Genomic DNA, 14,374 nt, shown 5'->3' with positions numbered 1-14,374 from the left:
CCCCTTCCAGACAAGTCATGACCGTTCTTCTCATGACTATTCCGAACAAGCAGGGGATAGAACAGGCACGTCCGACTTATTCGGACTTTTCCGGAACGACCTGCTTCTCTTCCGGCGGCGTTACGATTTCTCCTCCCAGAGGCTGGAGCTGCAGCGTGAGCACGCGGTCGCTTCCTTCGCCCTGCAAAACCTGGGAGACGACGTAGCCTTCGCCGGTACTGGCAGTGCGGATGCCGAGCAGCGCACAGAGCTCGAGCGCATCCCGCAACGCCTTGCCTTTCATATCCGGTACCGCGATCTCCGCGGGAGCCTGCATGGCAAGGTATACCCGCTGGTAAGGGCCGATCTCGGTGCCGGCTTTCGGGTACTGGGCTACCACCTTGGCGCCCTGGCCTACGGTTTCAATGTCCACTCCGGCGCGTTCCGCCGCGGCTTTCGCCTGGGCCGCCGTCATGTTGCCGAAATCCACGGCTTTCTGCGTGGACGTCTGAACCGGCGCAACCTGAGCCTGCTGCTTGCTGGATGGGATGCGCAGGTAACGAAGGGAATTTTGCATGATTTCTTTGAAAGCCGGAGCCGCCACATAGTGGCCGAGCAGGTAGTTATTTCCGAGCTCAGGCTCGTCGGCGATGATAATGAGAACGAACTGCGGATCTTCCACCGGCGCAAAACCCGCAAAAGAAATGACCCACTTGTTCGCGGCATATCCTTTTTGTCCCGGTACGACTTTGTTGGCGGTACCGGTTTTGCCCGCGATCCGGTAGCCTTCGATGTAGGCGTCTTTACCGGTTCCCTTCACTTGATCCGCTACGACCTGCTCCAGATATTCGCCGACTTTTTTGGCCGTCGCGGCGCTAACCGGCTGTCCTACGACTTTAGGTTCTATTTTCTGGATAGGCTGCTGGGTCTTCGGGTCAATGATTTCCTTCACGACATGCGGCCACATCAGCTTGCCGCCGTTTGCGATCGCTCCGTACGCGGCCGCTTCCTGAATGGCCGTTGCCGTCAATGCTTGTCCATACGTAGCCGCCGCATAGTCGACCTCGTAGGCAAGGTTCGTCTGTCCGGCAACCTCGCCGTATAAATCAATTCCGGTTTTTTTACCGAAACCGAATCGGTCGATATAATCCTTCAAACGCTCGACACCGAGCATTTTATAACCCAAGTTGACAAAAGCCACGTTACTGGATCTTTTCAGTCCCTCTAAGTACGTAATAGGCCCCCATCCGATTTTGTTATGATCATAAACCGGTTTTCGACCGGGAACTTGGACGGAACCCGATTTAAAAGTAGCCCCGGGATTAAAAACCCCCTCCTCCACCGCAGCCGCCAGCGTAACCAGCTTAAACGTGGAACCCGGCTCGTACTGGGACTGGACGTTGTGATTGGTCTGGTCCCCGCCCTTCCAAAATTCATTCGGGTTGTAATTCGGGTAGCTCGCCATCCCCAAAATTTCCATCGTCTTCGGGTCGGCCGCAATCGCCATCAAACTTTTCGGGTGCCATTGATCCATAACTTTGGAGAGGGCATTCTCCATGTAGTATTGAATGTTTTTGTCAATCGTCAGCTTGACGTAATTCCCGTTAACGGGGGGCACATACACGGATTTACTCTGAACGAGCTCGACACCGTTTTTGTCGCTGTTATAGCTGAGAGAGCCCGGCGTACCTTTGAGCTGTTCGTCCAGTTGCGCTTCGATTCCCATGCTCGCCTTGCCTTCACGGTTTGTATACCCGAGAATATGCGCGGCCAAAGAATTGCCCGGGTAATAACGCTTCTTCCCGGTCGTAAGATAAATGCCGACATCGGCCTGCGTACCGTATTTCTTTTTATCTTTGTCGTTCAATTGCTGCTGGAGTTTCTTAACGAGCTGCTGCACTTCATCGGCTTTCGCCTTGTCGATGTTTTTGCCTTCGTTATTGACCTCGACATTGACGAGATACGCGTCCTCCGGCTTCGGTTCTTTTTTCGCGTCTTTTTTGTTGTCTTTCTTATCGTCAGCGGCTGCGTTGGCTCCATTTGACTGGGCAGCTGCAGGATCTACCGCTCTTTTCTTCGTAGCCAGGCCTTTGATTTTATCGGACAGGTTTGGAGAATCCGAGTTGTCTTTTAAAATCTCCGTCAGCCCGGCCGTAATATCGTCCGCGAGCCCTGTCTGGTAGATCACTTTCGGATTCAGCGAAACCGAGTAAGCCGGAACCTCTTCCGCCAAAATTCGGCCTTCCCGGTCGAGAATCTTCCCCCTCTCGGCCGGTACGATCCGGTCGGTTTCCCACCTTTTCTCCGCTTCATTAAGAAGTTTGCTGGCGCTGACTCCCTGGATCCATAAAATCCGGCCTAAAAAAACAATAAAAAGAAGGGTAAAAAACCCTCCAATTAGTAGTGAGCGCATTTTCATTTTCTTAACCATGTACGTCCCCACCTCAAATCGAAATTGCCTGCCCGCTAGCGACCCGCCGCGACGGAACTTTTCTTATCTATGGAGGCTTGACCCGAGCCAGGCGTCACTTGTCTGACCTGATTGTCACCGGCAGGCTTTAGCCCTTTTTCCTTTGCGATGGCTTCGAGTCTTTCCGGATCTTTCAGCTTCTGAACTTCCTGCTGGTTGGCATCGTTTTCCGCTTTGAGCATTGTAATCTCGGTCTTGGTCGTCTTAATCTCGCTGTTGATCTGATAGATAGTTGTGTAGCGCCATACGATTCCGGTGGCAACGAGCACGCAGACTATAACCAAAAGCAAATACATGAGCTTCTCTCCGACAGGCAGCGGCTTGTTTTTGACAATCACTTTCTTCGTTTCCCGAACGGTCACGCGTTGACTGGTTGCTGTCGACTTTTCGGCTAAATTTCCTTGGATATATCCGGGCATAAGTTCCTCCTGATTACAGCTTTTCTGCGATTCGTAATTTGGCTGATCTGGCTCTAGTATTGTGTTCGAGTTCAGCAGAACCTGCTGTAATCGGCTTCCGGTTCACAAGCTTCACCACACCGGTGTTTCCGCATACGCACAAGGGGAAATCCGGAGGGCAGGTGCACCGTCCCACATAGCTGCTAAAAATTTGTTTGCATATACGATCCTCAAGCGAATGGAACGTGATGACGGAAATCCGCCCGCCAGGGGCCAGACACCGCACCGATTGATGCAGCGCGTCCTCGAAAGCCCCGAGCTCGTCGTTAACGGCAATCCGCAAAGCCTGGAAGCTTCTTTTGGCGGGATGTCCGCCTGTTCTCCGCGCGGCTGCGGGGATGCCTTCCTTAATCAGCTCGACCAGTTGGCTCGTCGTTTCAATCGGGCCGTCCGCCCTTGCTCTTACGATAGCGCCTGCTATACGGCGGGAAAATTTCTCCTCCCCGTATACGAACAAAATGCGGGCGATTTCGGCCTCCGGCCATTCGTTTACGATGATTTTGGCGGTAAGCTCCGTACTGCGGTCCATGCGCATATCCAATTCGGCTTCCTGGTGGTAGCTGAACCCTCGTTCCGCCTCATCAAGCTGAGGCGAGGAAACTCCAAGGTCAAACAAAATTCCGTTTACCTGCGGGACCCCATCGCGGAACGCTCTCGGCTCATCCCGGAGCACTTCTTCAATTCGTCGAAAGTTCGTTTTGACAATTTTGACCCGGTCCCGGTAGGGCGCAAGTATGTGTTCGGCGTTCGCAAGCGCCGCATCGTCCTGATCCAGGGCGATCAGAAGTCCTTCCGGACCCAGCCTGGAGGCGATTAAGGAACTGTGCCCCGCTCCTCCCAGCGTACAATCCACGTATACGCCGTCAGGTTGTATGTGTAGACCGTCAACTGCTTCTTCTTTTAAAACGGTGATGTGATGAAACAAACCCATTTCCCTCCCTAAGTAACTCGCAGAGCTTACTCGTGATGTTATAAGTCAAAATCGAAATCAACCAGCTTCTCGGCAATTTCGTTAAAAGACTGTTCCGACTGCTCAAAATAGCTTTCCCAAACCGACTTACTCCAAATCTCGACTCGATTGGAAACGCCGAGCACAACGCAGTCTTTCTCGAGTTTGGCATGCTCCACCAGGTTGTTCGGAATATTGACCCTTCCCTGCTTGTCCAGCTCGCTTTCCGTAGCCCCGGAAAAGAAAAAACGCGTAAAAGCGCGCGCATCGGCTTTCATAAGCGGCAGTGCTTTCAGCTTCTGTTCCAGAACGCTCCATTCAGACTTAGGGTACACAAACAAACATTGGTCCAAACCGCGGGTGACGACAAAGGATACTCCGAGGGCTTCGCGAAACTTAGCCGGAATAATAAGCCGGCCCTTCTCGTCAATGTTATGCTGGTATTCCCCCATAAACATTGACCCTCACCCCTTTCGCCCCACTTTGCGCCACTTTTCTCCACTTCAGTATGTTTACTTCTTCATTTACACGTAAAATCCTTCTATTAAGCATAAATCGTCAAAATTAATTTTTCTCATTTTGTGGATAAGTCGGCTAAAAAAATAAAAAAGTCCGGTGCAGCGCACCAGACTGTGGATAATTTTATTGTTTTTCTTTTTCCGGAACGGTGGATTCGTCCTGCCTAATCGGGTCCGTATTGTCTTCTAACGCCTTGCCTTTTTCATGAAACGATGAGTCAGGCTGCCGCGATTCGAAAGCTTGCGTAAACTTCTGTGCTTCGACTTGCTTCATTCTGCGTCTGTTTCTCGACCGGACCCCGAAATAAATCGGCAGTCCGATAACCAGAGCGATGGCCGCGACAGGAAGCAATGCCGTTACAAAAATGACGAGGCCTTTTAAAAGCGTAAAAATAAAGTCAATGCTTTTGGTAAATGTACTTCCGATTTGCTTGCCAAAAGGCGTTCCGGCCCCTTTTAAAAGAACGCCTTCTTTCGGCTGAACCAGCTTGAGTTCCACCGTCGAGTACTCTACGTTTTGATCCAGAAAACGCATCCGGCCTTTGATCCGTTCAATCTCTTCCTGGACTTTGCCAAGCTCCGCGGAAAAAGCGAGCAGCTCGTCCGACTTCGTCGCTTTCTCCATAAACGCGAGCAATCTGGCCTCCACGACCTCCTTCGCTTTAAGCCGGGAAGTCAGGTCCACGTACTCCTCCGTCACGTCCTGACCCGTTATATTTCTTTGCCGGGTGGGGCTGATTTTCTCGATGCCGTCGAGAAGCGAAGAAAAACCTCCCGCTGCGACTTTGATAGTAAATGTGCCCCCTATTTCGGAGGCGGTGTTGTCTTCGGTAAACTGCAGGATATACGCACCGCTCGCTGTCACCAGCTCACGCAAAGCCCTTTGCGCTTTGGCGTAATCCTCCACTTCGGCTACGAGATTTCCCTTGTAGATCACCTTGCGGTCAAATCCGTCTGCGGCTGCCGGAGTTGCGGACGGATTAACGGCGGCCGGTGCCGGGGAGGCACTATTCCCATCGGCTTGCTTGGACGCGCCTTCTTTCTTCATCATTTCCGTGTTCAAAGACGCAGTTGCAGCGGTTCCCGATTTCTGGTCAGCCGTTGAAGCCCCTTTATCGGCGGCGCTGCATCCCGTCAAGCTTGCACCTACAAGCAGTGCGACGATCAATCCCCGCCTTGCTATTCTAAAACTGTCCCGTTTGCCGTCTCCGTCACTCTCCCGCTTCCTTCCCCTTACCGCATGGTTGTGTTTCATAAGACCCCCTATGGTTATTCCATATTTTTCTATTCAACCTTTTGACGCATTCTTATCGGGGAAGTTGCAAAATCAGACCAGTGAAATTTTCCGCTCCTTGGAGCCATCTGCGGCCGCATGTACAGCCAACAAAAAAACGCCTCCCGCTTCCGGTTATACACCGGAAACAAGAAGCGATTTTTAACCATTCAATAGATTAATGCTCCTGCCAGCTTTGCAGATAAGCCTTCTGCTCGTCGGAAAGCCGGTCGATGGAAATGCCGAGCGACTCCAGCTTGTAACGCGCTACCTGCTCATCAAGCTCATAAGGAACATTCACGACGGTTTTACCGATCTCTTCGTAACGGTCGTTCACGTACTTGAGCGACAACGCTTGAAGCGCGAAGGTCATATCCATAATCTCCGCCGGATGGCCGTCTCCCGCCGCCAGGTTAACCAGACGTCCTTCCGCCAGGAGATAAATTTTACGTCCGTCTTTCAGCTGGTACTCTTCGATGTTACGGCGTACCGTACGAACGGAAGAAGACTGAGCTGCCAGTTCGGGTTTGTTGACCTCGACATCGAAGTGCCCCGCATTGGACAAAATCGCGCCGTCCTTCATCACTTCGAAATGCTCGCCGCGGATCACGTCACGGTTGCCCGTCACCGTCACGAAATAATCGCCGATTTTAGCCGCTTCGGACATGGGAAGAACGGTAAAGCCGTCCATGTAAGCCTCAACCGCTTTAATCGCGTCGATCTCCGTAACGACAACTTGAGCGCCCAGACCTTTGGCACGCATCGCAACGCCTTTGCCGCACCAGCCGTAGCCGACCACGACAACGGTTTTGCCGGCGACCACCAGGTTGGTCGTACGGTTGATTCCGTCGAATACGGATTGTCCGGTTCCGTAACGGTTGTCGAACAAGTACTTGCAGAACGCATCGTTCACGGCCACCATCGGGAATTCCAGACGGCCTTCCTTGTCAAGCGCCTTCAGGCGCAGAATGCCGGTCGTCGTTTCTTCCGCTCCGCCGCGCACGCCTGCCAGCAAATCTCTGCGCTCCGAGTGAAGAATAGTTACCAGATCGCCGCCGTCGTCAATAATCAGGTCCGGCTTCGTTTCGAGCGTTTTGATCATGAGCTCTTTGTATTCCTTCGGATCCGGATTATACTTGGCGAACACCGTGATGCCGTCTTCCGCCAAAGCCGCACAAACATCGTCCTGCGTCGATAGCGGGTTGCTTCCCGTAATCGTCACTTCCGCTCCACCCGCTTGAACGACTTTCGCCAGATAGGCGGTTTTCGCTTCCAAGTGAAGAGAAATGGCTACTTTAAGTCCGCGGAACGGCTGCTCTTTCTCGAACTGCTCGCGGATACGGTTTAATACCGGCATATGCGCCTTAACCCAATCGATTTTCAAATGCCCTTCGGGCGCCAGGGATTGATCCGCTACGATGCTGCGTTCTACTGCGTTCATTCAACTATTCCTCCTCGATTGCTAAAATCTTCTTCTATATAGGCTGTCTAGTTAAATATAAACCAGGTAGTGGCCCCCGTCCATCGGCAAATCCGCGTCCAGCAGCTCGCTAAGCCACTTATCCCCATATCGATTCAAATAGGCGCATAAGTTGTATACCCGCTCCTGCGGTTTGCCCAACGGCATCAGAGCCAGCTCAATGCGCTTCCACTGGGATAAGGCCGCATCATGCCGGCGGACAAGCGCCTGCTCCGCCTTGCGTTCCAGGTAATCGATCTGGTGAAGGATCTTATCCAGGTTGGTATGCCCCAGCTCCGGCAATCCCGCTTCGATAGCGGCAAGCGAGTCCACGAGAGGGGTGTATGCCTCTTTCACGCGCACGCGCGCTTCTTCGAACCGTTCCCCGACCGGAAAAGGGCTCTGCGCGCGGAGCCACGCTTCTCTACGCTCGTCAATGCCCTCCGTAACGTCATCCATGGACAGGTCGTACCGGTCCATCCATTTCGTTACGGCATCTTCGACGAGCGTGAACTCCAGCCGCGGCAGGAGAATCGGCATCGTCATGCCGTGCAGCGCGAACGCGTCCCGCGTCATCGCCCAGTAGGCCACCTCCGCGGGACCGAGCACGGTGCCCAGCACCGGAAGCAGGAACTCCTGCATGAGCGGGCGGGAAAGAACGCCGTTGCTGAGGCGTTCCGGTTCCCTCTCCGCGAGGGCCAGCAGTTCTTCCCTGCTGTAGGCGCGCAGGTCTTTCTTGTCGGCGAAGCCTTCCCCGCTGCGCTGCAGCAGGACCCGCTCGCCGTCAGGCTCGATGACGAACAGATGCGACTGTTCGTCCGTCACGTCCACTTGAGGCGTATAGCCGAGCGTCTCAAGTTCGCGGCGGCCGCGCATCAGCGCGTCCGCGAGAAGCTCGTTAGCGCCGATGAGGCGCGTGAACATCGGCGACTCCAGCTTGCGCAGGGCGGGATCGTCCGCGTCGAGGAGGACTAGCCCGCTGTCGCCGAACAGCGCGGCCATCCAGCCGGCGAACGTGTCGCTGAGCGTGGTCAGACCGTTCATCGACGAGCGCATACGGCTCAGCAGCTCCGTCTTATGCGGGCTATCCGGCAGCGACTCATCCAGCCGGCGGAACGCGTCTTCCCAAGCCTGTTCGTCCGCCTGCCAGCGGCTGACCGATGTCCGCAAATTCCACGGACGCCGGATCGACAGCTTATGTACGTCCAGTTCCGGACGCTGTACCTGAATGTGATCGACCTCATCGAAGTCGTGATCCTCTCCTGCGATCCAAAATACCGGTACGACCGGCGTACCCAGCTCCGCCTGGGCTTGCCTTGCGGCGATAAGAACGGTAATCGCTTTGTAGATGACAAGCAGCGGCCCACCGAACAAGCCTGCCTGCTGGCCTCCCACTACGGTAAGCGAATTCTCCTCGGCCAGACCGGCGGCCGCACTGAGCGCCGTCTCTTGATTGCCGATACGGCGGTTATATTCAAGAAGCACCTCGGCCAGACGCTTCCGGTCCGCCCGGTTTCCTTCCGTATGGCGAACCGCTTCGGCGCGGCGGTGCAAACTTCCTTTGTCCCATGGATTATAATCAAACAATGCCGACACACGGTCGAAATGATGGATGTAATCCTCGGTTAAAGGTTGGCTCTTCTTCCATTGATAAGCTTTCCACGGCATCTCTCTGCAGCCGCCTCCCCCGTAACCACTGTCGGATTTTTACTCTTAATTGATTGTACACGGCAATGACCTTGACGTCAAAATGGAAGTTGCTAATTTTTTTATATCGGGTACAAAAAATGCCGTTCCTTCTCTCCGTCTGCAGACCTAGATCCCTTACCGCCTCAGGCTGCTGAAAGCTTCATTCGCGCGCCTCTTTCATCTTCTTCCAATATCTTCTATTATGAATATAGAACGTACCGCTCGAAAATAGAAAGGATCGATACTGATGAATGTGTTCCATAACCGTATGTTTGTCAAACTGTTCACCGCCAGCTTTTTCTCGCAGCTCGGTACCATGATCGGAAACATGGCGTTTGCCTTCTTCCTGCTCGATCGCTTCAGCTCCCAGCCCTTCTATATGACGCTGGCGGAGATGATGTATTCCCTACCGACCTTGTTCGTGTTCTTTATCGTCGGAGTCGCGGCCGACCGGATGAACCGGAAGTCCATTTGCTTATATTCCAATTATATCCGAATCGGACTGACCGTCCTGCTCTTCCTCTCGCTTTTTCTGGAAATATTGCCGCTCACGTTCCTGATTCTGTTCCTTCGCAGCGCAGTCGCGAAATTTTTCGCCCCGGCCGAAATCGGCCTTGTGCAGGGCATCTTATCCAAGGAGCAGTATATGCAGGCTGCCGGTTTGAACCAAACGGTGTTCGGCTTGTTCATGCTCTTCGGAACGGCCCTCGGAGCTCTGGCGTATCACTGGATCGGAGTAGAAGGCGCCGTCATAATCGACGGATTGGGGTTTGTTCTTTCTGCTCTCCTTATCCGTTCCTGCAGCTTTGAAGAGAAGGTACAGCAGCCTAACGGACCCGGAGAATGGCGGGATATGAGCCTTAAAACCGTTTGGGGAGATTTTGCCGAAGGCATGCGATATATCTGGAGGAAGCCTCTTCTACTGTCCATGATTAGCGGATTTATTCTTTTCGGTTTCGTTAACGGGGGCTTTGCCGTTCTTCCCTTGTTCACGCTGAAATATAAACTCGCAGTCGACGAGTATGAGAAATTCGCTTCGCTTTATTCCGTTTGCCTGGGCGTCGGGGTGTTGGTCGGCAGCGCTCTCGGGACCATTTTTGCCAAAAAAATAAAGCCGCACGCCATGATCATAGGCAGCGTCGTCTCCACCGGACTTATGGTGATCGGAGGCAGTTATATCAATGACGTCTGGCTGTTTCTACTCGGCCTCCTCCTTATGGGAATTTTTATTGCACCTGCCAATATAGCTATCGGCGGCTGGATGCCGCAAATTGTGGAGGGCAAAATGATGGGAAGGGTGAATGCGTGGATCGATCCGCTGATGATGGGAGCACAGTCTCTGGCGCTCGGACTTATCGCCTTGTTCTACCCGAGGTTTGTTTCGCTGGACTGGATTTACATAGTACTGGGCGTGCTTATGCTTGTCGTGGCCGTCTTTTACACTCTCAAGCTTCCCAAACAGGCTGCCGAGGAAGAGTCCGCTCCGAAAGAGTCTCAAGAGAAACCCGTGCAAGGGGCCGCGTCCGTATCGGGCTAACGCGTTACGCCTACCATAGATATATGCGGCAGCACGATAAAAAAACCGCCCGTCTCGCATCTCCTGGACCGGAGAGCGGACGGGCGGTTCTATGACAAAGCGATTAATGATTAGTACAGGTGGCAGGACACGAAATGCCCCGGTTCCACTTCTTTCATCGGAGGCATCGTTACCGCGCATTGATCCATAGCTTTAGGGCAGCGGGTCCGGAAAGGACAGCCGCTAGGCGGGTTGAGCGGGCTCGGAACTTCGCCTTTCAGGATGATGCGTTCACGCTTGCGCTCGATTTCCGGATCCGGAATCGGAATCGCGGAAAGCAGAGATTCGGTGTACGGGTGAAGCGGGTTTGCATAAAGCTCTTTGGAAGTGGTGACTTCCACCAGATTCCCCAGGTACATAACGCCGATACGATCGGAGATGTGCTTCACCATCGCAAGGTCATGCGCGATGAACAGGTAAGTCAGGCCCCGGTCTTTTTGCAGCTTCTTGAACAGGTTGACGACCTGTGCCTGTACGGACACGTCAAGTGCGGAAATCGGCTCGTCCGCAATAATGAACTGCGGTTCGATTGCGAGTGCGCGGGCGATCCCGATACGCTGACGCTGACCGCCGGAAAATTCGTGCGGGAAGCGGCTGGCGTGCTCGGCGTTAAGGCCTACCGCATCCAGCAATTCGATTACGCGCTCGCGGCGTTTGCTGCCGGAAGCGACACCGTGGATGTCGAGACCTTCCGCGATGATGTTGCCTACCGTCATTCTCGGGTTAAGCGAGGCGTACGGATCCTGGAACACCATTTGCATGTTCCGGTGAAATTCGCGCATTTTGCGGCCGCTCAGTTTATGAACGTTCTCACCGTTAAAAATAACTTCGCCGTCCGTCGCCTCGTAGAGGCGGATAATCGTACGTCCTGCCGTGGATTTACCGCAGCCGGATTCACCGACCAGACCGAAAGTTTCACCGCGTTTGATATCGATCGAGAAGTTATCGACCGCTTTCAGGATTTTGCCCTGGCCGAGGTCGAAATGCTTCTTCATATTACGGATGGATAAGATCGTTTGATCAGACATGCTGCTTCCCTCCTACTTCAACGGGACGCTCGACTTTAGGCGCATCCGGATGGAGCAGCCAGCAGGCTGCGCTGTGCTCGGCCGAAAGCTGGGTGTGTGCCGGATCTTCCTCTACGCACACTTTCATGGCGTATGGGCAGCGTGCCGCGAACGCGCAACCTTTCGGCGGAGCGAACAAGTCCGGCGGCGTTCCCGGGATCGGAATGAGCTCTTCGTCCGCCCGCGTATCGAGACGGGGAACGGATTTCAGAAGTCCCCATGTGTAAGGATGTCTCGGATCGTAGAAAATTTCGTCTACAGTCCCTTTTTCTACAATTTTACCCGCGTACATCACGACCACGCGTTCAGCCATTTCGGCAACAACGCCAAGGTCATGCGTAATCAGGATAATGGAGGAACCCGTTTTTACGGACAGTTCTCTCATCAGATCGATGATTTGGGCTTGTACGGTAACGTCGAGAGCCGTTGTAGGCTCATCCGCGATGAGCAGCTTCGGGTTGCAGGCCAAGGCGATGGCGATCATAACCCGCTGACGCATACCGCCCGAAAACTCGTGCGGGTACTGCTTGATACGGCCTTCCACGTTGGAGAGACCGACGAGGCGAAGAAGTTCCATCGAACGCTGACGCGCCTGCTCCTTCGTCATCCCCTGGTGCTTGATCAAGCTTTCGCTGATCTGTCTGCCCACGGTCATGGTCGGATTGAGCGATGTCATCGGGTCCTGGAAAATCATACCCATTTCGGAACCGCGAACGGATTCCATTTGTTTATTGGAAAGCTTGGTGATGTCCACCTTGCCTTTTTTACCGTCAAAAAGGATGGACCCTCCTTTAATAACGCCGGGAGGTGAAGGAATCAGACGCATGAGCGTTTGGGAGGTTACGGATTTACCGCAGCCGGACTCCCCTACGATTGCAAGCACTTCGCCTTTTCTAAGATCGAATGTGACACCGCGAACCGCCTGAACTTCACCTGCGTAGGTGTTAAAGGAGACCTTCAAATCATTTACTTCCAAAATATTTTCTTTGGGCTTACTCAAGGTACTCCCTCCCTTTACTTACGCATCTTCGGATCGAGCGCGTCACGAAGACCGTCACCGAGCACGTTGAAGCTTAGCAGAATAAGACTGAATACGGCTGTCGGGAACAGCAGGCGGAACGGATAGTAACGCATGGAAGCTGCTCCGTCCGACAGAAGGGATCCGAGCGACGCGAGCGGCGGACGGATACCGATACCGATGAAGCCCAGGAAGGCTTCCGCGAATATCGCCGAAGGAACTACGAACGTGATTTGAACCACGATAATACCAAGCGCATTCGGAATCAGGTGGCGCAGAATAATACGGCCCGTGTTGGCGCCCAGCGTGCGGGAAGCCAGAACGTACTCCTGTTCCTTCAGCTGAAGAACCTGACCGCGTACGAGCCGCGCCATCGGAACCCAGCCGGTGATCGAATAAGCGATGATAATGGACGTAATGCCCGGCTTTAGCACCATCATAAGGAGGATGGCGATCAGCAGGAACGGAATGGAATAAATAATTTCGATAAAACGCTGCATGACGGAATCGACTTTGCCGCCGTAGTAGCCGGAAATACCGCCGTAGATAACACCGACGATCAAGTCAATGACAGCAGCCACAATCCCGATAAACAGGGAGATACGAGTCCCCCACCATACGCGGGTCCACAAATCGCGGCCCAGATCGTCCGTACCGAACCAGTGCACGGAATTCGGCTTCTGGTTGGCGATGGACGGATTCGTCGCACTATACTCAAAATGCGACAAGAATGGAGCCACGATCGAAACGAGAGTCAGAAGAATGAGTATAAACAAGCCGGCCATAGCCAGTCGATTTTTCTTAAGTCGACGCCAAGCATCCTTCCAGTAGGTCAGCGACGGGCGGACGATTTGCTCCTGTAAATGTTCGTCCTTAATCAAGGGCGCAAATTTACCGGATGCGTTTACAGTCGATTGTCCTGGATTTTGCATAGTTTACTTCCCGCCTTTCCCCAGACGAATTCTCGGGTCAATATAACCATAGAGGATGTCGGTAATAAGAATTACGATAATTAGAATCGCAGAGTAGAAAATGGTCATACCTGAAATAACGGTATAGTCATTAGAGTAGATCGCATTAACCAATTGCTTACCTAATCCCGGAACGGAGAAAACCTGTTCCACAACAAGCGTACCGGTAATCAATCCCGCAAAAACCGGTCCGATAATGGTGACAACCGGCATGATGGCATTACGAATCGTGTGACGCCATACAACCGTGTGACTCGCCAAACCTTTTGCTTTCGCAGTTTTGATATAATCCTGATTCAATACATCCAGCATGGACGTACGCATCATTCTGGCTACGTTGGCAAGTGTACCGAACGAAAGCGCCAGGGTCGGTAAAACTTTGTAGGACGGACCTTTCCACAATGCGGCGGGCAGCAAGCCCAACTTGTTTCCGACGTAGTAAGCAAGGAGCGGTCCAAGAACAAACGATGGAATGGATACACCGACAACCGCGATAAAGATAGCCGTGCGGTCCTGCCATTTGTTATGGTTGAGCGCGGCGATGATACCGAGCAGCAAACCGAATACGAGTGCGACACAAATGGAGTAAATACCAAGTTCAAAAGACGGTTTGAAACCGGAACTGATCATGCTTGTTACATCACGAGCCGGGAATTGGAAGGATACCCCCAAATCACCTTGTATAACATGTTTCAGGTAGAGCAGGTACTGCTGCCATTGCGGCTTATCGAGCCCGTATTGTGCTAGCAGAATCTGATAGTTTTCTTTGGACATTTTCAGTACAGCTTCTCCGAACGGGTCGCCCGGAAGCAGCTTCATCAGAACGAAGGTGACCGTGATGACGAGCCAAAGTGTAATGATGGCATAGAACAGCCGCTGTAGGATATATCTGAACACATAGGGTCCTCCTTTTGGAAAAATGAAGCCGGAAGGGGACGTCCCGCGAG

The 14,374-nt window shown here is 53.2% G+C and carries 12 protein-coding genes; 1 reads left to right on the top strand and 11 read right to left on the bottom strand.

Annotated elements, in window-relative coordinates; all coding sequences use genetic code 11:
- Nucleotides 1-76: 76 nt before the first annotated feature.
- The 7 genes from PCH01S_RS20280 to bshC all read right to left on the bottom strand — a co-directional run bounded on the left by PCH01S_RS20280 (nt 77) and on the right by bshC (nt 8,774).
- Complete coding sequence (locus PCH01S_RS20280; protein ID WP_042232449.1) at nt 77-2,410, bottom strand: penicillin-binding transpeptidase domain-containing protein; 2,334 nt, start codon at nt 2,408-2,410, stop codon at nt 77-79.
- Nucleotides 2,411-2,445: 35 nt separating this feature from the next.
- Nucleotides 2,446-2,868 (bottom strand): cell division protein FtsL, encoded by a 423-nt coding sequence (gene ftsL / locus PCH01S_RS20275; RefSeq protein ID WP_042232447.1) that lies wholly within the window; start codon nt 2,866-2,868, stop codon nt 2,446-2,448.
- A gap of 13 nt (nt 2,869-2,881) precedes the next feature.
- A complete protein-coding gene (gene rsmH / locus PCH01S_RS20270; RefSeq protein ID WP_042232445.1) occupies nt 2,882-3,832 on the bottom strand; it encodes a 16S rRNA (cytosine(1402)-N(4))-methyltransferase RsmH in 951 nt (316 codons plus the stop codon).
- 44 nt (nt 3,833-3,876) lie between these two features.
- Complete coding sequence (mraZ, locus tag PCH01S_RS20265; protein WP_009671842.1) at nt 3,877-4,314, bottom strand: division/cell wall cluster transcriptional repressor MraZ; 438 nt, start codon at nt 4,312-4,314, stop codon at nt 3,877-3,879.
- 184 nt (nt 4,315-4,498) lie between these two features.
- On the bottom strand, nt 4,499-5,629 hold the full coding sequence (locus PCH01S_RS20260; RefSeq protein ID WP_042232444.1) for a DUF4349 domain-containing protein: 1,131 nt from the start codon (nt 5,627-5,629) through the stop codon (nt 4,499-4,501).
- A gap of 196 nt (nt 5,630-5,825) precedes the next feature.
- Nucleotides 5,826-7,088, bottom strand: a complete 1,263-nt coding sequence (locus PCH01S_RS20255) for an adenosylhomocysteinase (RefSeq protein ID WP_042232442.1) — start codon at nt 7,086-7,088, stop codon at nt 5,826-5,828.
- A 51-nt stretch (nt 7,089-7,139) separates the two neighbouring features.
- Nucleotides 7,140-8,774: a bacillithiol biosynthesis cysteine-adding enzyme BshC gene (gene bshC, locus PCH01S_RS20250; RefSeq protein ID WP_042232440.1), complete on the bottom strand. Its 1,635-nt coding sequence runs from the start codon at nt 8,772-8,774 to the stop codon at nt 7,140-7,142.
- 268 nt (nt 8,775-9,042) lie between these two features.
- Here bshC and PCH01S_RS20245 point away from each other — a divergent pair, with 268 nt between their 5' ends.
- The gene (locus PCH01S_RS20245; RefSeq protein WP_042232439.1) at nt 9,043-10,332 is read left to right on the top strand and encodes an MFS transporter; all 1,290 of its coding nucleotides are present in this window, start codon (nt 9,043-9,045) and stop codon (nt 10,330-10,332) included.
- 110 nt (nt 10,333-10,442) lie between these two features.
- On the opposite strand, the gene PCH01S_RS20240 is transcribed toward PCH01S_RS20245, so the two are convergent.
- The 4 genes from PCH01S_RS20240 to PCH01S_RS20225 are packed head-to-tail and all read right to left on the bottom strand — an operon-like array spanning nt 10,443 to nt 14,324.
- Nucleotides 10,443-11,399, bottom strand: a complete 957-nt coding sequence (locus PCH01S_RS20240; RefSeq protein ID WP_042232437.1) for an ABC transporter ATP-binding protein — start codon at nt 11,397-11,399, stop codon at nt 10,443-10,445.
- The gene (locus tag PCH01S_RS20235) at nt 11,392-12,438 is read right to left on the bottom strand and encodes an ABC transporter ATP-binding protein (protein ID WP_042232435.1); all 1,047 of its coding nucleotides are present in this window, start codon (nt 12,436-12,438) and stop codon (nt 11,392-11,394) included. The genes PCH01S_RS20240 and PCH01S_RS20235 overlap by 8 nt, the downstream gene beginning before the upstream one ends.
- A gap of 14 nt (nt 12,439-12,452) precedes the next feature.
- A complete protein-coding gene (locus PCH01S_RS20230; RefSeq protein ID WP_042232433.1) occupies nt 12,453-13,388 on the bottom strand; it encodes an ABC transporter permease in 936 nt (311 codons plus the stop codon).
- Between the two features lie 3 nt (nt 13,389-13,391).
- Complete coding sequence (locus tag PCH01S_RS20225) at nt 13,392-14,324, bottom strand: ABC transporter permease (RefSeq protein WP_042232431.1); 933 nt, start codon at nt 14,322-14,324, stop codon at nt 13,392-13,394.
- Between the last annotated feature and the right edge of the window lie 50 nt (nt 14,325-14,374).

The organism is Paenibacillus chitinolyticus NBRC 15660, from assembly GCF_000739915.1.
Taxonomy (GTDB): Bacteria; Bacillota; Bacilli; order Paenibacillales; family NBRC-103111; genus Paenibacillus_F; species Paenibacillus_F chitinolyticus.
This window is presented reverse-complemented; position numbering and strand designations above follow the sequence as displayed.

Excerpts from the sequence above, each read along its gene's own strand:
- ftsL (WP_042232447.1), bottom strand. The coding sequence starts at position 2,868 with ATGCCCGGATATATCCAAGGAAATTTAGCCGAAAAGTCGACAGCAACC.
- PCH01S_RS20230 (WP_042232433.1), bottom strand. The coding sequence starts at position 13,388 with ATGCAAAATCCAGGACAATCGACTGTAAACGCATCCGGTAAATTTGCG.
- PCH01S_RS20280 (WP_042232449.1), bottom strand. The coding sequence starts at position 2,410 with ATGGTTAAGAAAATGAAAATGCGCTCACTACTAATTGGAGGGTTTTTT.
- PCH01S_RS20255 (WP_042232442.1), bottom strand. The coding sequence starts at position 7,088 with ATGAACGCAGTAGAACGCAGCATCGTAGCGGATCAATCCCTGGCGCCC.
- PCH01S_RS20245 (WP_042232439.1), top strand. The coding sequence starts at position 9,043 with ATGAATGTGTTCCATAACCGTATGTTTGTCAAACTGTTCACCGCCAGC.
- bshC (WP_042232440.1), bottom strand. The coding sequence starts at position 8,774 with ATGCCGTGGAAAGCTTATCAATGGAAGAAGAGCCAACCTTTAACCGAG.
- PCH01S_RS20260 (WP_042232444.1), bottom strand. The coding sequence starts at position 5,629 with ATGAAACACAACCATGCGGTAAGGGGAAGGAAGCGGGAGAGTGACGGA.
- PCH01S_RS20240 (WP_042232437.1), bottom strand. The coding sequence starts at position 11,399 with ATGTCTGATCAAACGATCTTATCCATCCGTAATATGAAGAAGCATTTC.
- mraZ (WP_009671842.1), bottom strand. The coding sequence starts at position 4,314 with ATGTTTATGGGGGAATACCAGCATAACATTGACGAGAAGGGCCGGCTT.